Here is a 17069-nt window from a genome sequence, read left to right on the forward strand (position 1 = left end):
AACCTCCACGCCCGCCCGGGCGACACCGTGACGATCGGAGGCGCCCGCGGAACCGCGCGGGTCACCGTCGACGGGATCGTCGACCTCCCCGCCGCCGACTCCCTCTTCCAACAGGTCGGCGCGCCCCCGGGCGCGCAGCCGCAAGCGCCGCCCGACAACGTCATCCTGCTCCCCGCCGCGCTCTTCGCCCGCCTCGAGCCGCAGGGCACGACGCAGGTGCATGCGACGCTGGACCCGCGCCTACCGGCGAGCCCGTCGGCGGCCTACACCACGGTCAACGGCCGCAAGCTCAACCTCGAGACCCGGCTGAGCGGCACCGGGCTCGTCGGCGACAACCTCGGATCCGCACTCGACCAGGCGCGCCAGGACGCGCTGTACGCGGAGCTGTTGTTCCTGTTCCTCGGCGTGCCGGGAGCGGTCGTCGCCGGTCTGGTGACCGCGGCCGTCGCCTCCGCCGGGGCGCAGCGCCGGCGGCGCGACGCCGCGCTGTTGCGCACGCGTGGCGCCTCCACCGGCAGGATCGTCCGGCTGGCCCTCGCCGAGACCCTGCTCGCGGCGGGCGTGGGCATCGCCGCGGGCCTGGGCATCGCGCTGGCCGTCGGCGCGTCGCAGTTCGGCACCGCGAGCTTCGGTGCGGGACCGCAGGCCGCGGCGCTGTGGGGCGTCGGCGCGACGCTCGCCGGACTGATCATCGCCGCCGCCTCGATCGCGTTGCCGGCGCGACGCGACGCGCGCGCGCTGACCGTCGCCGCCCAGCGCCTCCAGCTCGGGCGCGACGCTCGCAGCGCGTGGTGGGCTCGCGCCGGGCTCGACGGCATCTGCCTGGCGGGCGGCGCCGCCGTCTACTGGCAGGCCTCCCGCAACGGCTACAGCCTCGTGCTCGCCCCCGAAGGTGTCCCGCAGATCTCGGTCAACTGGTACGCGCTGCTCGCCCCGGTGCTGTGCTGGATCGGCACCGGCCTGCTCGCCTACCGCCTCGCCGACCTCATGCTGATCCACGGCCGCGCAGTGCTGTCGAAGCTCACGCGTCCCCTGGCCGGCGAGCTGGCCCCCACCGTGGCGGCGACGATGGGTCGCCAACGCCGGCTGCTCGCGACCTCGGTGGCCCTCGTCGCCTTGACCGTCGCCTTCGCGGCCTCGACGGCGACCTTCAACTCGACCTACAAGCAGCAGGCCGAGGTCGACGCGCGCCTCACCAACGGTGCCGATGTCACCGTCACCGAGTCGCCCGGCGCCGACGTCGCGCCCGCCGGCGCCGCGCGACTGGACCGGCTGCCCGGCGTGCGCAGTGTCGAGCCGATGCAGCACCGCTTCGCCTACGTCGGCGCCGACCTCCAAGACCTCTACGGCGTGCGCCCGACGACGATCGGCACCGCCGGGGACCTCCAGAACGCGTGGTTCAGCGGCGGCACCGCCTCGGCGCTGATGTCGACGCTCGCGCGGCGTCCCGACTCGATCCTCGTGGCCGCCGAGACGGTCAAGGACTTCCAGCTGCAGCCCGGCGACACGCTTCGCCTGCGCCTGCAGGACGGTCGCACGAAGCAGTTCGTCACCGTCCCCTTCCGCTACGCCGGGGTCGCCAACGAGTTCCCCACCGCCCCCACCGACTCGTTCCTGGTGGCGAACGCGGCCTACGTCGCCCACAAGACCGGCAGCGACGCCGTCGGCGCGTTCCTCCTGCAGACCGACGGGACGTCCCCGCACACCGTCGCGGACCGCGTGCGCGCGGCCGTCGGCCCGTCGGTCCAGGTGACCGACATCGAGCGCTCGCGCCGGGTGGTCGGTTCCAACCTGACCGCGGTCGAGCTGACGGGGCTGACGCGGGTCGAGCTCGCCTTCGCGCTGGTGCTCGCCCTGGCGGCCAGCGGGCTGACGCTGGCGCTCGGACTCCGGGAGCGGCGGCGCGCGTTCGCGATCGCCGCCGCCCTCGGCGCGAGGACCCGCCAGCTCGGCGGATTCGCGTGGAGCGAGGCCGCGTTCGTCACCGGCGGGGGCCTCGTCCTCGGCGGGCTGATCGCGATCGTGATCTCGCGCCTGCTCGTCAAGGTGCTCACCGGCGTCTTCGATCCGCCGCCTGATGCGTTCTCGATCCCCTGGACGTACCTGCTCGGCGTCGGCGCGCTCGTCGTCGGCGCCGCGCTGATCGCGACGACCCAGGCGCTGCGCTCGCTCCGCCGGCCCGCGATCGAGGAGCTCCGCGACCTGTGATCAGCGAAGGATGCCGGTGTGACCGATCGAGTAGCGGCCGGGCTGCGGCCACACGCAGAGCCCGTGCGGGCCGCTGCCCACCTGCACGCGGTGCAGCAGCCGGCCGGTCCTGGTGCTGAGCGCGTACACGACGCCGTCGTAGCGTCCGCTGAGCCAGAGCACGCGGCCGTCGGCGCTGACGCCGCCCATGTCCGGCGAGCCGCCGCCGGGGATGTGCCACTTGCGCAGCGGCCGGCGCGTTTTGAACGAGAGCACGGTGATCGTGCCCTCGTCTCGGTTGGTGACGAACAAGCGGCGCGCGTCGCGGCTCGGGTAGAGGCCGTGCGCGCCCTTGCCGGTCGGCTGGAAGCGGATCGTCCGCCAGCGGCGTGGATCGATCAGCCAGACGCCGTCGGACGCCATGTCCGCGACATAGAACGTCCTCCCGTTCGGTGCCAGCTTGACGTCCTGCGGCATCGCGCCGCGCTTGAGGGCGATCGTCCGGACCACGCGCTCGCGCGTGAGGTCGACGACGATCAACCGTGCCGCGAACTCGCACGAGACGAGCGCGAAGCGTCCGTCGGCGGTGAAGTCCATGTGGTCGGCGCCGTCGCAGCTCGGGACATGCAACGTGTGTCTGAGCCGCATCGTGTGCGGCTCGCGGAAGTCGAGCTCGCGACGCCCCTCGGCGACCACGATCGCGCGCCGCCCGTCGGCGGTGAAGTACAGGTTGTACGGGTCGCGCACCCGCACGCGCGGGCCGGGCCGGCTCGTCCGCGGATCGATCGGCGTGAGGCTGTTCCCCGTGTCGTTGGTCACCCACAACGTCCGCAGGTCCCACGAGGGCGTGACGTGCTGCGGCAGCCCGCCGGTCCTGAACCGCTCGATCACGTGGCCGCTGCGTTGCGAGATCACGTCGACCGTGTCCGACTTCGAGTTCGGCACGTACACGCGCGCGGGGTCGGCGCGGACCTGCGGGGCGAGCGCGTTGGGTCGGTCGGCGGCGTACACGTTGCGACGGTCCAGCAGGACGGGGATCGCGCCGGGCCGCAGCACCCGCTCCCGGCTCGCCGCCGTCACCGTTGCGGTTGGCGTCGCACGGGCGTGCGGCCGCGGCGTTGCGGTGACGCGCGGCGGGCGCGGGCGAGCCGCGCCGCCGCAGCCCGCGACGACGAGTCCCGCGGCGAGGGCGCACGCGGCTCGCCGGCTCATCGCGGCGCGTACTCCAGCACGCGGTCGTGGACGCGCCCCGAGCGGTCACGGCCGCCGATGACGAGGACGTGACCGTCGTGCGTGACGGCGGACAGGTCCGACAGCGCGGCCGGGAGCCGGCCGGCGCGACGGATGCGGCCGGTGGACGGGTCGATCGCGAGGATCGACCGGCGTTGGCTCGCGAGACCGTCGCCGCGCCCACCGAACACGTAGACCGTGCCCCCGAGCGCTGCCCCGGCCGCGTGTGCGAGCCGCGCCGGCAGACGTCCGATCCGCTTGACCGCGCCCGTGCCGGGATCCACCTCGAGGACCTCGTCGCGCGCGCGCACTCCGTCGGTGCCACCCGCGATCACGACACGGTCGCCCACCGCGGCCGCCGCGGCGTATCGCAGCGGGTGCGGCAGCGTGGCGATCCGCCGCGGCCTCGTTCCAGGGGTGAACGCGAGCACGTCACGGAGCGGCGTGGCGGCCGTGTACCCGCCGATCACGACGATCCGCCGGCCCACACGCACCGCCTCGAGATCCGATGCCGGTCGCGGGAGCTGTCCGATCGTGCGCGCCCGTCCGTTGCGGATGGCGAGGATCGCGTCGGTCGGGCCGTTCGCGGTCCCACCGCCGAAGACGTACAGCGTCGAGCCGAGGGTCGCGGCGCCCGCGTCGTGGATCGCCTGCGGCAGCTGCAACACCGTCCGTGGCCGGCCCGGCGCGACGTTCACCAGCGTCGCGAGCGACGCGTCCGCCGCATCCAGCCCGCCCGCCGCGAAGACCCGCGAGCCGCGGACCGCGGCGGCCGGAAGCTGCATCGCGAACGGAAGCCGGCTCGTCGCCACCAGCGCGAGACGAGCCGGAGCCGTCGGGTGGCTCGCGGGCATGACGGACGACCTGTGCGGCGCCGGCGTTCGCGCCACGTGCGGGCGGTCCTTACCGCCGCAGGACGCCACGACGACCGACACCGCCACCAGGAGGACGAACGAGCGCCTCACACATCCACCGTCGCAGACGGCCCTGAACACAACCTGGGTGCAAGCCGGTCAGGTTGCGTTCATCCACTCGCCGCGATCGTTCGGGGATGGCGGATGCGCTGGCCTTCGCGTTCACTGCGGCGCTGAACCCCACGCTGCTCGCCGCGACGATGGTGATGCTCTTCGCCGCCGAGCCCAGGCGGCTGATGACCGGCTATCTGCTGGGCGCCTACACGGCCAGCATCTCCATCGGTCTGGTCATCGTGTTCGCCCTGCAGGACTCTGGGGCGGTCCAAACGACCCAGCACACGATCGGCCCGGCGGCCGACGTCGTGCTCGGCCTGCTCTTCGTGCTCGTCGCCGTGGTGGTCAGGAGCGATCGCGACACCCGCCACCGCGAACGGCGCGCCCGTTCCCGGAGCGAGCCGCGGGACGCGCCGCGGTGGCGCCGAGCGCTCGACACGGGGTCGCCCCGGACCGCGTTCCTCGTCGGGATCCTGCTCACGCTGCCCGGCGCCTCCTACCTCGTGGGCATGACGCGGATCAGTCAGGCCAACGCCACGACGATCGCGACGGCACTCGCCGTCATCGCCTTCTGCGTGATCATGCTCCTGCTGATCGAGATCCCGCTGCTCGGCTTCGTCGTCGCGCCCGACGTCACGCGACGGGGGGTGACGCGCTTCACCGACTGGGTCAGCTCCAACGCCCGCGCGATCATCGCCCGCGCGGCCCTGGTGATCGGCCTCGCACTGCTGGTTCGGGCGGCGATCGAGTTCCTGACCTGAACTCGAACGCCGGTCGCGCCTCGCGGGGCGCCCTGGGGCCGGTCCCCCTCCTGACCGGCCCCGCACCGCTCGCGCCACCGGGTGGCTCGATCTGAGGAGAGCCTCACCCCGGTGATGACCTGCGTGCCCGTCGGCGCCTCGACCGCCGCTCATCCGCAGCACGCCGAGCATGGTGGCGAGGGCCGCGGCGCCCTTCCATCCCACGGTTGCGCGATTCGCGCCTTCATACGAATCGGATGATGAGCGCGGGTTCCGGCGCGCGGAGCATGTCCGGCGTGGACACGCGACGCATCCTCGTGATCGCCAATCGCACCAGCTCGACGCCAACCCTGCTGCACGAGGTCGAGCGTCGTGCTGAGGCCGGTGCGCGTTTCACGCTGATGATCCCGCCCGATCACGGACACCACGAGGACTGGAGTCAGGAGGCGGCGTTGAAGCTGATGCAGGGCGCCGCGCGCGCGGACGTCGCGAGCCTGGCGCCCGGGGACGACCCGCTCGACACCGTCCACCGCGCCGTCGGCGACGGCGAGTTCGACGAGTTGATCGTCTGCACCACGCCGCCGCATCTCGCCCGCTGGGTGCATCACGACCTCCCCCATCGTCTGCAGCACCTCGGCTTGCCGTTGACGGTGATCCCGCCAGAGCGCGACGCCTTGATCCCCGGTGCCGTCAGCGACGCCTTGCCGGATGGCACGGTCATCGCGCCGATCACGGGCGGCGGGGGTGAGTTCTAGTCATGAGCCTCGACCTCGCACTGCTGGTCTTCCACCACATCGAGGGCGCCGAGCGGGCGTATGCCTCGTTGCTGGAGACCGCCGGCACTCCGCCCTGGGTGCACGAAGTCTCATTCGTCGAGCACCACCGGCACGATCGTGTCGTCGTCCGGGGCACGTTCGCCGGCAGCTACGTCGACATCGACGAACGCGGCGACGTCATCGGGAAGCGGACCGGGGAAGGCGCGCTCACCGGGGCGCTCGTCGGCCTCGTGTTCGGTCCGCCCGGGCTGGCGGTCGGACTGGTCGCCGGCGCGTCCGCGGGCGGGTTGAGCGAAGCCGGACGCGCACCGCACCTGCACGACGCGTTCCTCGACGAGCTGCGGTCCGAGGTGCCGCAGAAGTCCTCGGCGCTGCTCCTCCTGGCCGCTCCGGAGCACGTCGACGCGATGGTCGCCGCACTCGAAGGGCACGGCGGCCGCCTCGTCCGCCATCACCTGACTCCCGAAGCGGCGCTGGCGCTGGAACAGGCCGTGGCCGGGCACCCGCGGGTTCCTTCGGCCGGCAGCTAGACCGCAGGGGGATGTCGCACACCAACGGATGGTCCGCGTTGTTCGCGAGTGCGTTCCGGCAGTCGCGCAACGCGATGGTGCTGCTCGACGATCGACGCCGGATCGTGGACGCCAACGCAGCCATGGTCGTGTTGCTCGGCCACCCGCATCGCGCGCTTACCGGGCGACCGATCGCCGAGCTCGTCGTCGGAGGCCCGCTCGTGACCGAGGCCGAGTGGCAGGAGTGGCTCGCCGCCGGCCGCTTCGAGGGCGAAGTGACGATGCTGCACGCGGACGGCAGGGGCGTGACGGTGCAGTGGGGCGCGACGACCGAGGTCGCGACCGGCCGCCGGCTCGTCCTGGTCGTGGCGCTGCACACATCGCGCTGGGGACCGCGGTTCCGCCGCGCGCCCGATTCGCGGGACGGCCCTCGGGTACTCTCGGCGCGCGAGCGCGAGGTGGTTCGCCTGGTCGCGCAGGGACAGACCGGACCGGAGATCGCGGACGAGCTCGGGATCGCCCACGACACTGTCCGCACCCACGTCCGCAACGCGATGGACAAGCTCGGCGCCCGGTCGCGCGCACACCTGGTGGCGAAGGCGTACGGTGAGGAGCTCCTCGTCGCCTGAGGGCGGTGATCGGCTCAGCGCACGAGCGCGGTGGCGAGCCGGCCTGCCAGCCGCACGCTGGCCTCGATCTCCAGCTTGCGGATCGAAACGGATTCGATGCTGATGCCGAACGGTACGCCCAGGCGACGGCAGAAGGACATCAGCTCAAGCGCGGTGGCCTCGGCGTGCTCGACGGACGCGTCGAGCGTGTCGTTGGCGTGGCGCAGGTCGTTCTCGATCCAGCGCGGCACGTCGATGCCGAGCCATCGGAGGAACTCCAAGGTCTTCATCGATCCACACACCGACAGGGTGAACACGATCGGGACCGGGTCGATACCGCGGTCGCGACACTCGTAGGCGTAGTCGGACACCAGGTTCTTGGCGGCGTTGACGTCGTAGACGATCTGGGTGACGAAGTACGAGCACCCGGCCTCCTGCTTGGCGAGGAGACGCAGGTGCTCGGCACCTTTGCGCGTGTGCCGTTCAGGGATGGCCACGCCGCCCAGCAGCAGATCCGGGTTCACTTCGGCGCGCAACTGCTGGGCCGTGCGCAGCGTCGTCGCCACGGGCCTCTCTTGCGAGGAGGCGCCGACGAAGACGGCCATCCGCCCGGCGGTGTCCTGGGTCCGCATCCAGTCGCGAAGGTGTTGCTCGGTGTACTTCGCCGTCGCGCGATAGACGACGACCGGTGTGTCCCAGGCCTGGAGGTGTCGATCCAGATAGTCGGCCGGGTCCATCGTCGGCAAGAACGGGAACGGTCGCTCGTCGGGGTTGCGATCGGACTCGTCGTCGATGTCGTAGAGGATCAGGCCGTCCACCCCGAGCGGTTCCAAGCGCTCGCGGGTGACATCGGCGATCTCCTGGGCCTGCTCCGAACTGGTCGACAACCGTGGTGGCGTCAGGGCGAACAACAGGAACTCTCCCCGGCGGGAGGCGATTCGACGCCGAAGCTCCACGACCGCAAGGCTATCGTCACGCCGTCTGCGTCTCCGCCTCGGCGAGCGCGACGCGCGGGCGCGAGCGCAGCATCGTCGCCGCGAGCGCGGCGCCGGCGATGCACAGCAGAGCGCCGACGGCGAACGCGAGGTCGAACCCGTCGGTCAGCGCGTGCGCTCCGGCGGTGGCTGCGCCGTGCGTGCGCGAGTCGGCGATCGTGCTCAGCACCGCGAGACCGAGCGCGCCGCCCATCAGGCGCGAGGTGTTCAGCAGGCCCGAGGCGAGCCCGGACTGGGAGCCGGGGACGCCCTCCATCGCGACGATCGTCGCGGGCACGAGCGAGAAACCCATGCCGAGCGCGGTGAGCACGGCGCCCACGAGGACGACTCCGAAGTAACCCGCGTCCGGGTGCAGCGCGGTCAGCAACAGCATCCCGACGGCGGCGGTGGCCATCCCGGAGGCGATCACGCGCCGGGTCCCGACGCGCGCGACGACGCGCGGCGCGAGCGTTGATGCGGCGAAGATCGAGAGCGTCATCGGCAGGAACGCGATGCCGGCTTGCAGCGCGTCGTAGCCCAGAACCTGCTGCAGGTAGATCGTCAGGAAGAACCAGACGGGGAAGAACGCCGCGTACAACAGCACGACGACGACGTTCGCCGTCCGCAACTGGCCGTGGCGGAAGATCGAGAGCGGCACGAGCGGCGCCCTCGCGACGCGGGCCTCGACGTACAGGAACGCGGCGAGCAGCACGACCGCGGACGCGATCGGCCCGATCACGCCGGCCGCCGCCCAGCCGAGCGTGTCGCTGCGCACGATCCCGTACGCGAGCGCGACCAGTCCGCCGGTGATGAACACGGCACCCGAGACGTCGAAGTGGCGCGCGCCCTCATGGGCGGGCGAGACCGGCAGCACGCGCAGGCCGGACACGATGATCGCGAGCCCGAGCGGCACGTTGATGGCGAAGATCGCCTCCCAGCCGAGCGTCTGCGTCAGCAGTCCGCCGACGAGCGCGCCGGACGAGGCGCCGAGTGCGCCGGCCGCGCCCCAAACGCCGAGCGCCCGGTTGCGCTCGCGTCCCTCGGCGAACGAGGAGGTGACGATCGAGAGCGTCGCCGGCGAGAGGATGGCGCCGCCGAAGCCCTGCAGCGCCCGCGCGCCGATCAGCAGCCCGCGCGTGTTCGCGAGCGCGCAGGCCAGCGACGAAAGCGCGAACAAAGCGGTGCCGACGAGGAACACCCGTCGCCGGCCGAGCAGGTCGGCGGCGCGGCCGCCGAGCATCAGGAACCCCGCGAACGTGAGCGTGTAGGCGTTCACGACCCACTGGAGCCCCGCGTTGGAGAAGTGCAGTCCGTCATCGATCGAGGGCAGCGCCACGTTGACGATCGCTACGTCGAGGATGACCATGAACTGAGCCAGGCACACGACCACCAGCAGAGCGGTCTTTGAGGCGGAAGTCGTAGTCACGCAGCCAAGTGTGCGACACTCCTATCCAGGTACAAGAGAGGGAGTTATCCTGGTAGTAGAGGTAACAGGCAACGGTGACGAGCGGCGGCGCGAGGAACTCGCGGACTTCCTGCGCACGCGGCGCGCGAGCCTCCAGCCAGAGGACGTCGGGCTGCCCAACGGCGGCCGCCGGCGCACGCCCGGGCTGCGCCGCGAGGAGGTCGCCCTGTTGTCCGGCGTCGGTGCCACCTGGTACACGTGGCTCGAGCAGGGCCGCGACGTGCGGGCCTCGCTCGAGGTGCTCGATGCGATCTCGAGCGCGCTGCGGCTGACGCGCGCCGAGCGCGCGCATCTGATCCTGCTGGGCCGCGGCGAGGAGGCCCCGCCCTGCAAGGCGCCGGTCGAGCGCGCCTCGGCCTCGCTGCGCCGGCTGATCGCCAACCTCGGCACCAACCCGGCGTACATCATCGGGCGCCGCTGGGACTACCTCGCATGGAACGATGCCGCGACCGCGCTGCTGGGCGACTTCGGCGCGCTGCCCCGCGGCGCGCGCAACCACGTGTGGCAGACGTTCATGGACCCGTCCCGGCGGACCCTGTTCACGGACTGGAAGCGCACCTACCCGCTGCTCGTGGCCAAGTTCCGCGCCGACAGCGCGCACCACCTCGGCGACCCGGAGTTCGAGGAGCTGATCGGCGCGCTGCGCCGGTCGAGCCCCGAGTTCGCGGAGGCCTGGACGCGACACGAGGTCGCCCGCGCCGGCGGCGGGCGCAAGGAGCTCAACCATCCGGAGCTGGGTCCGCTCGTGTTCGAGCACGCGGTCTTCCACCCCAGCGAGGCGCTCGAGCAGCGGCTCGTCCTCTACATCGCGGCTCCCGAGCACGACACGGCCGCCAAGCTCGCGAGCCTCCTCGAGCCGCAGGCGGTCGCGGTCACCTAGACGCCAACCGCGCTGGGTCCCAGGTCGGGCTCGGCACGTCGGCCGAGTCCGTAGACGAAGAACTCGCCTGTCTCGACAAAGCTCGCGTCAAGCCCGTGTTCACGAAGCTCTCGCGCGAGCCGGTCGGGATCGAACGAGCGCTTGATGATGCGAAACGGCCGACCGTCCTCGAGTCGCCTGAGCTCGATCGCGCCGTCGCGATCGGGCGGTTGCGGACCGTGGATGACGTTCCTCTCGGGGACCGCACGTGCGGCGTCCACGAGGAAGAAGCGACCTCCGGGGCGAAGCGCGTCGTGCACGCTGCGCCAGAACCGGTCGGCATGGCTCTCGGGAACGTGCGTAAGCCAGAACGCGAAGAAGACGACGTCATAGTCCTGATCCGGCTGCCAGCGGAAGAGATCGTCGACCTTGAGCTCGACGTCGCTCTTGCCGGCAGCCTGCAGCTTCGCCAGAGCGAGGTCGCGCATCTCCGGCGCTGCATCGACTCCGACCACTCTGGTCGCCGACTCCGCGAGACGGATCGTCCATTCCCCCGTGCCGTAGGCAAGCTCGAGGACGTCTCCACGAGGCGCAAACGCATCGAGTGCGGAAAACACACGATCGAGCTCGACACGCCATCTGGCGTTGTCCTCTTCGCCCAGGTCGTGGAGCCCCTCGCGACGGAACCACGTGTCGTACTCGCGAGCGCGAGCCCGATAGTAGGCGAGTTGCTCGGCGAGGATCGTGTTCGTCACGGCGCCACTGGGTAGTGCGCTCGACCACCCCGCTCGAACGGCGTTCGGAACCACGCGTCGCGCGGGGGCCGATCAGCTCCTCTTGATCGTATAGCCCAACTCGCTGACGTAGCCTCCGGGTCCCGGCCGGGCCGACCGGCGCAGGTCGACGTCGATGAAGGCGAGCGCGCACGGCGTGGCGAACCGGGGCATCGTCTCGTCGAAGAAGCCGGCGTGGAAGCGGCAGACGCCGATGTCACCCCAACGCCGTAGTCGCGTCCGGTGGCCGGGTTCAGCAGCGGCCCGAGCACCAACGGGGCAGCGGCCAGGAGCGCCACGGCATACGCGGCGCGCTTCAGAAGACCCATGCGAGCACCGTAGGCAGCGTGAGACGCATCGGGTCGGCCGGCGTCCGGGAGGTGACGTGCAAGCACGTGCAGGGGCAGTTCATCGCCACCAGTGGGTTCTCAGCGGCTATCGAGCGCAGAGACGGTACGGGCGCAGCAGGGCTCGCAGCCGCAGGTGGGCCTTGACCGTCCGGTGTGAGAGCTTCAGTCGCTTCGCCGCCTTGGACTCCCCGACGTCGGTCACGACCCTAGCTGTGCGGTCGAGGCGGCGGGCGAGTGTGCTCGGTACGCGCGGGGCGGCGAGTCTCCGCGGACGCTCGGCCCCGTAGGGCCGCAGCGCGCGCACGACGTGCTTGACACGAGCCAGCGTGGTCTCGGTACGGTCGATGCCGATGTCGATCCACGTGACCGCGGCTCGGCTGAACAGCATCGCGGCGTCGACGCGGTCGACATGTGCGAGGACGGCCCCGTCGATCCGGCTGAACGTGTAGCCGAGGTTCGTCGCCTCGTTCCAGGCGCTCCAGCGGCTGATGTCACACGTCGTCTCTGCGCGCAGCGTGACCGGGGCTGGGCAGCGCCTGGCGTCGAAGCGGTAGCAGTCCCCGTAGTCGAGCTCGTCCGGGCTGTACGCCTGCGAGATCAGCAGGCCCTGGAAGCGTGGACCGAGCCAGAGCCCGCCGGCGAACGGCTTGGGCGTCGGGAACTCCGGTCGGAGATGGTGGTCGGCCGGGTTGCAGCTGCCGGGATCGAACCGGTCGCCGCTGTCCGGCCGGAAGCTCGGGAGCGTGCTGTAAGGCGTGCCATTGCTGATCCAGGTGAGGCAGCTGCCGTCCGGCGCGACCGAGTAGACCTCGGTCGCGTCCCCACCGGGCAGGTTCTGGTCGGACGCAAACAGGATGCGCGAGCCGTCCGGCGCCCAGGTCGGGGCGTGGTCTGAGCCTTCGTCGTCGGTCAGCCGCCGTGCCCCGCTGCCGTCCGCGCGCGCCACGTACAGCTCGGGTCGCCACCAGCACTCGCACCTCGTCGCTGTCGCGCCGGTCGCGCGTATATGCCACCGCCAACCCATCGGGCGAGAAGTGCGGAGCCTCGATCGCGCTCCAGCGGTCGTCCAGGCGCTGCTCGAGCAGCACTCGTTCCGTCCCCGTCACGGTGTCGTAGAGCCGGATCTGGCTGAGAGCGTCGCCCCTGGGATCGTCGACCGAGCGGCTGAACGCGACCGTCCGGCCGTCGGGAGACCAGGCCGGATAGCCGTCTTCGGCGTGCTCTGGCGGGTCGGATATCGGCTGCCCGTCGACGACGATCCGTCCGCCGCTGACATACGCGAGCCGCGACCCGTCAGCTGACCACGCAGGACGGGTGGCCGCGCCGTCCGACACGAGAACCTGGCGCGCGCTCCCGTCCGAGCGCATCGTCGAGATCCCGGCCGGCGTGACGAACGCCACCTCGGCGCGCGCCCCCCAGGCCGGCGCGGCCAACACGAAGAACAGGACGAGCGATCTCCACACCATCCGCATGGCCTACATACTCGAATTCGCCGATCCACACACAACCCCGAAAGGGTGTGCGTTCACGTCCACCTTCCGCGCACGGCGTTCTGGCCGCGCGAGTGCTTCCGCGTTCCATGCCACACGAGCATCGCGGGGGCGGCGCCCGCAGCGTTCGCTCGTCGCGCGAAGCGAGAGGTCAGTCCTGCGACCGGCCGGGCGTCTCCGCCTCTCGCGCACCGCGGGACTCCAGGTCGGCGGTCTCCAGCGGGACGGCCGACCAGCTGCCCTTGGTGCGTCGCGCCAGACCCGCGGCATCGAGCTTGCGCAGGGCGTCCCGGAGCTCGCTCTCCGGCATGTCGAACTCGCCACGCAGGTCCTTGAACGACGTGGCCGTGGCGAGCATGGCGAGGCCCTCGTAGACGTCTCGTCGTTGCCGCGGCTGGACATTCAAGGTGGCGGCGTCTGCTTGTGGCGGCATAGTGCGTCCTCCGGTGGCACGAGAGCGCCACGCGTAATCCGGCTGAGCGGAGCGCTCACCACGTCACGGACGCGGCCTGCGTGACCGCAACGGCCTTCGCATCAGCGAACGAGGAGAGACCTCGATTGTGCGAAATGATACCAGCCTGGCGTCGTGTCCCTCGCCTGAGTTGCAGTCGTCGCGAAGCGACCTGCTAGACCGTCTGCGAGCGTCGCGTGATGCTCACCAAGAGAGGAGCGGGCGCATGCCCGACCATCGAGACAAGCCCGCGAGCGCCATGGCCCGCGGGGCGGCGAAAGGCAGCGACATCGAACGCGTTCGCCGGGATGTCGAGGACGTGGATGCGCGCTCGGTGCGAGCGGAGGAGGTTGCCGTCGCGCGCCACCGCAAGCAGGTCGCCGACCGTGTCGCAGAGCACGAGGAAGACGCTGAAGCCTGACGGGACGGGCACCGGCCGACCGACGACGGTCTGCCATCCGCCGGCGTCGCTCTCGATCAGCGGGCCGCCGGTCTGATCGAGAGCCTCGCGCTGCCCACCGTGCCTTTCACGGACGCCGTGGGGTGCTTCGCGTCCCAGAGGGTCGCGCTGACGCGCAGGGCGCCGGGAAGCGCGCCGGTGACCGCGATGTTGCCCGTCACACGCGACGTGCCGCGGGCGAAGGTGACCTGGCCGGTGACCCGCACGTCTTCGGCGAAGCGCGCGCCGTGCAGGACGATCTTGTCCTTGCGCACGGTGAACGTCCCGCCGCGCAGGCCGCGGCCCTGCTTGCCGGACAGACGGAACGACTGGTAGACCGCGTCCTCGACCGCGTTCCAGGCCGCGGTGGCGACACGCCGAGGATCTTTGCCCACGCGGCGTGGGAAGCCCGACACGCCCTGGATCTGCAACTTGCCCAGCGCGCCTCCGAACGGCATCCCGGTCTGCCCGCGTGTGTCCGACGCGCACGTGGTGTCACCGGGCTGGCCTGTCTCGAGGAAATGGGACGCGATTCCAGCCGCGCAGTTGCTCCACAGCGAAGTCACATGACCGCCGTTGGCGATCGTCACGAATGGCGTCCCGGCGGGGAAGAGCGGCAGCAGCGTGCGCTCGGCGGCGACGTCGAGATAGTCCAACTCGCCGCCCATGAGCAGCGCCGGAATCCCGGCGGGCCATGGCTGCCTAGGCGGGAACGGCGGCTCTGGCCGGAGCGGGGCCGGCCAAGGTGTACAGGCGTCTGCGCCGGGGATCAGCAAGACCGGCTGGGAAGCGACGAAGCCCGTCCAGGCGGCGACGGTGAATGGCGCGGTCGCCGAGTCCGGCACCGTGTTGGCGGCCGCCTCGTATTGCGCGCGGCGCGTCGCCTCCGGCGCGGACTTGTCCCACGGGAAGATCGAGTCCGAGCAGAACACGGCGTAGTCGGCGCCGACCGACGACCCGCCGTCGCTCGGCCCGAAGTCGCTGGGCGCGTTGCTCTCCGCCGCCAAGCGCAGCAACGGCGTCTTGTCGCCCGCCTTGAGCGCGTGCGCGGCGGCGAACAGTTCGCCCTGGTTGAGGAACGCGGGGTCCCCGAAGTAGTCGTCGTAGAGGATGTTGAGCAGGCCGACTTCGTCGATCTTGACGCGATGGGCCTTGCCGGCGGCGTCGAAGCCGGTGCCGGTGACCGGATGCGAGCGCACGCTCGCGACGAGCGCGGCCAGCGTCTTGCCGGGGTGCTTCTCGCCCGCCGAGCACGCGGGCGACCGCTGGCACACCCGTACGGTGATCTTGGCCATCGCGCCCGGGAGGGTGCGGAAGAACGCGTCGTCGGAGTTGAAGTCCGGCGAGTCGAGCACCGCGGCCCGCAGGTGATCGGGATGGCGGTACGCGTAGGCCCGCACGTCGACCGGGCCGTAGGACACGCCGTAGTAATCGATCTTGTCGATGCCGAGCGCGGCACGGACGTCGTCGACATCGTCGGCTACGTCGCCGGAGCCGTAGCGGTCCGAGGCGGTGCCGAGGCTCTCGCCACACGCGCGGGCCGCGTCGAGCTGATTGCCCTGCACGTGCTGCAGCGCCGGGCAGTCGATCGCGGCCGACGCACCGATCCCGCGATGGTCGATCGCCAGCATGTCATGGTCCTTGAGCGCTGGCGCGAGCCGCGCCCGCCAGAGCGGATCGGAGCCGATGTTGGAGACGCCCGGCCCGCCATTGGACATCACGATCGCGCTCACCGCCGGCCCTGATCCGGTGTGCGGGGTGAACACGAATGCGATCGGGATCGTCGCGCTGCTCGCGTTGGAGCGATCGAGCGGGACGGCGACCGTCCCGCACTTCGCATTGGCCGCCGTGCCCTCGGGACATGTCCCGAATACAGCGGTGGGCGCCGCGCTCGCGCCACTGGGAAGGGCAAGCAGAACGACGGTGACGAGCACTGCGACGCGACCAGACATGCCGCGGAAGCTACTCGCGACTTATGAGAGCGGGGGACTACCGCCGGCGTGCGGCTGCGCTCAACCGACGACGAATGGCTCGGTCGTCTGTCTCAGGCCGCCAGGGAGAGCGTGTCCGGCGAGTGGCGAAGCTTCTCGAGCGCGTATTCCTCGAGCCGGCGGATCTCGCTGCGGCGGGCGCGCAGGACCCGTGCGATCCCGTTCTGTGTCTGGGGATCGCCGCCGTCGAGGCCGAAACGCATCGTCAGCACGCGCTGCTCGCTCGGCGTGAGCCCGCGGAGCAGGGAGGCGAGCACGCCGTCGTCGATCTCCGCCAGCGGCTCGCCGGTGACCGCCGGGATCAGCCCGCCGAGCTCGACCCCACCTTCGCCCACGGGCGCGTCGAGCGAGAGCACGAGATGGCGCGCGCCGCGGACGGTCTTGACCTCGTCGACGGTCCAGCCGAGGTGGCGCGCGGCCTCCTCGTGGTCAGGGTCGCGCCCGAGTTGCTGCGTGAGCTTCTCCAGCGCGCGCAGCCGGTGATGCATCGGCACCGGGACGCGGATCGCCGCGCTCTTGTCGGCAACGGCCTTGCCGATCGCCTGCCGGATCCAGATCGTCGCGTAGGTCGAGAAGCGGTTGCCCGTGCGTGGATCGAACTTCTCGACGGCCCGGATCAAGCCGAGCGAGCCCTCCTGGACGAGATCGGGCAGGGTCAGCGGGCTGTGCTCGCGCTGGTAACGCTTGGCGACGTGGACGACCAGGCGCAGGTTGGCTTCGACCATCCGCTCCTTGGCGGCCAGATCCCCTCGCTCGCACCGGTACGCCAGCGCGCGCTCCTCGGCCGGGGTCAGCAGCGGGGTACGGGCGATGCGCTGGAGAAAGAGAGCGAAGCCGTCATCGTTCATGAACCGCGAGAATGTGAGCCGAAGCTCAAGGGTTCTCGACCATCGGCTCAAGGGCAGATCAAGGACCTCCCGCGGGCTTATCTCCAGCTGACGTATCGGACCAGCGAGCACGTAGCGGAGGATCTCGACACGGCTCGGACCGGGCACTGCTTGTTGCTCGGGACCTCGAAGCGGTGTGGAGCCGCCCGCCTAGGCGCGTCGCGCCTCACTGAAGCTGACCAGGCGCCGGCGCCGCTCGTCGTACAGCTTGAGGCGCAACGCGAGCACGGCGGCGCGCAGGTCGAGTTCGCGGGCGTCGTGGAAGACCGGGTTCTCGTCGTGCGCGCGCTGCAGGTTGTAGTTCGGGATCCGGGCGTTCAGATGGTGCACGTGGTGCAGCCCGATGTTGCCGGTGAAGAACTGCAACACGCG

At 71.3% G+C, this 17069-nt stretch carries 17 protein-coding genes; 7 read left to right on the forward strand and 10 right to left on the reverse strand.

The window, feature by feature from the left end; genetic code table 11:
* A partial coding sequence (locus G569_RS52525; protein WP_037500102.1) for an FtsX-like permease family protein occupies positions 1 to 2208 on the forward strand: 2208 nt, incomplete at its 5' end.
* On the opposite strand, the gene G569_RS0129225 is transcribed toward G569_RS52525, so the two are convergent.
* Both G569_RS0129225 and G569_RS0129230 read right to left on the reverse strand, forming a co-directional pair.
* Positions 2209 to 3399 (reverse strand): YncE family protein, encoded by a 1191-nt coding sequence (locus G569_RS0129225; RefSeq protein ID WP_028066040.1) that lies wholly within the window; start codon positions 3397 to 3399, stop codon positions 2209 to 2211.
* Positions 3396 to 4382 carry a Kelch repeat-containing protein gene (locus G569_RS0129230; protein WP_028066041.1) on the reverse strand — a complete coding sequence of 329 codons (987 nt, stop codon included), beginning with the start codon at positions 4380 to 4382 and terminating at the stop codon, positions 3396 to 3398. The genes G569_RS0129225 and G569_RS0129230 overlap by 4 nt, the downstream gene beginning before the upstream one ends.
* A gap of 86 nt (positions 4383 to 4468) precedes the next feature.
* Here G569_RS0129230 and G569_RS0129235 point away from each other — a divergent pair, with 86 nt between their 5' ends.
* From G569_RS0129235 to G569_RS66125, 4 genes are all read left to right on the forward strand, one after another.
* Positions 4469 to 5146, forward strand: coding sequence for a GAP family protein (locus G569_RS0129235; protein WP_028066042.1), 678 nt, complete (start codon positions 4469 to 4471; stop codon positions 5144 to 5146).
* 275 nt (positions 5147 to 5421) lie between these two features.
* Complete coding sequence (locus G569_RS0129240; RefSeq protein WP_157592404.1) at positions 5422 to 5880, forward strand: hypothetical protein; 459 nt, start codon at positions 5422 to 5424, stop codon at positions 5878 to 5880.
* Positions 5881 to 5882: 2 nt separating this feature from the next.
* On the forward strand, positions 5883 to 6431 hold the full coding sequence (locus tag G569_RS59190; protein ID WP_028066044.1) for a DUF1269 domain-containing protein: 549 nt from the start codon (positions 5883 to 5885) through the stop codon (positions 6429 to 6431).
* Positions 6432 to 6442: 11 nt separating this feature from the next.
* Complete coding sequence (locus G569_RS66125) at positions 6443 to 7039, forward strand: helix-turn-helix transcriptional regulator (RefSeq protein ID WP_064750480.1); 597 nt, start codon at positions 6443 to 6445, stop codon at positions 7037 to 7039.
* A gap of 14 nt (positions 7040 to 7053) precedes the next feature.
* Here G569_RS66125 and G569_RS0129255 read toward each other — a convergent pair whose 3' ends face one another.
* The gene (locus tag G569_RS0129255; RefSeq protein WP_028066045.1) at positions 7054 to 7974 is read right to left on the reverse strand and encodes a methylenetetrahydrofolate reductase; all 921 of its coding nucleotides are present in this window, start codon (positions 7972 to 7974) and stop codon (positions 7054 to 7056) included.
* Between the two features lie 16 nt (positions 7975 to 7990).
* A complete protein-coding gene (locus tag G569_RS0129260) occupies positions 7991 to 9418 on the reverse strand; it encodes an MFS transporter (RefSeq protein ID WP_028066046.1) in 1428 nt (475 codons plus the stop codon).
* 49 nt (positions 9419 to 9467) lie between these two features.
* On the opposite strand from G569_RS0129260, the gene G569_RS0129265 reads away from it, so the two are divergent.
* Positions 9468 to 10337, forward strand: a complete 870-nt coding sequence (locus G569_RS0129265; RefSeq protein ID WP_037500116.1) for a helix-turn-helix transcriptional regulator — start codon at positions 9468 to 9470, stop codon at positions 10335 to 10337.
* On the opposite strand, the gene G569_RS0129270 is transcribed toward G569_RS0129265, so the two are convergent.
* The 3 genes from G569_RS0129270 to G569_RS0129285 all read right to left on the reverse strand — a co-directional run bounded on the left by G569_RS0129270 (position 10334) and on the right by G569_RS0129285 (position 13362).
* Complete coding sequence (locus G569_RS0129270) at positions 10334 to 11071, reverse strand: class I SAM-dependent methyltransferase (protein ID WP_028066048.1); 738 nt, start codon at positions 11069 to 11071, stop codon at positions 10334 to 10336. The genes G569_RS0129265 and G569_RS0129270 overlap by 4 nt on opposite strands.
* A 453-nt stretch (positions 11072 to 11524) precedes the next feature.
* Positions 11525 to 12385, reverse strand: coding sequence for a TolB family protein (locus G569_RS0129280; protein ID WP_028066049.1), 861 nt, complete (start codon positions 12383 to 12385; stop codon positions 11525 to 11527).
* 695 nt (positions 12386 to 13080) lie between these two features.
* Positions 13081 to 13362 (reverse strand): hypothetical protein, encoded by a 282-nt coding sequence (locus tag G569_RS0129285; RefSeq protein WP_157592405.1) that lies wholly within the window; start codon positions 13360 to 13362, stop codon positions 13081 to 13083.
* Between the two features lie 244 nt (positions 13363 to 13606).
* On the opposite strand from G569_RS0129285, the gene G569_RS63135 reads away from it, so the two are divergent.
* The gene (locus tag G569_RS63135; protein WP_157592406.1) at positions 13607 to 13801 is read left to right on the forward strand and encodes a hypothetical protein; all 195 of its coding nucleotides are present in this window, start codon (positions 13607 to 13609) and stop codon (positions 13799 to 13801) included.
* Between the two features lie 56 nt (positions 13802 to 13857).
* Here G569_RS63135 and G569_RS0129295 read toward each other — a convergent pair whose 3' ends face one another.
* From G569_RS0129295 to G569_RS0129305, 3 genes are all read right to left on the reverse strand, one after another.
* Positions 13858 to 15771 carry an alpha/beta fold hydrolase gene (locus G569_RS0129295; RefSeq protein WP_084285756.1) on the reverse strand — a complete coding sequence of 638 codons (1914 nt, stop codon included), beginning with the start codon at positions 15769 to 15771 and terminating at the stop codon, positions 13858 to 13860.
* 92 nt (positions 15772 to 15863) lie between these two features.
* Positions 15864 to 16658, reverse strand: a complete 795-nt coding sequence (locus tag G569_RS52540; RefSeq protein ID WP_053227139.1) for a sigma-70 family RNA polymerase sigma factor — start codon at positions 16656 to 16658, stop codon at positions 15864 to 15866.
* Positions 16659 to 16847: 189 nt separating this feature from the next.
* The coding region (locus tag G569_RS0129305) for a fatty acid desaturase (protein WP_028066053.1) at positions 16848 to 17069 on the reverse strand (222 nt) is incomplete at its 5' end.

Origin of the sequence: Solirubrobacter soli DSM 22325 (genome assembly GCF_000423665.1) — a bacterium.
Taxonomy (GTDB): Bacteria; Actinomycetota; Thermoleophilia; order Solirubrobacterales; family Solirubrobacteraceae; genus Solirubrobacter; species Solirubrobacter soli.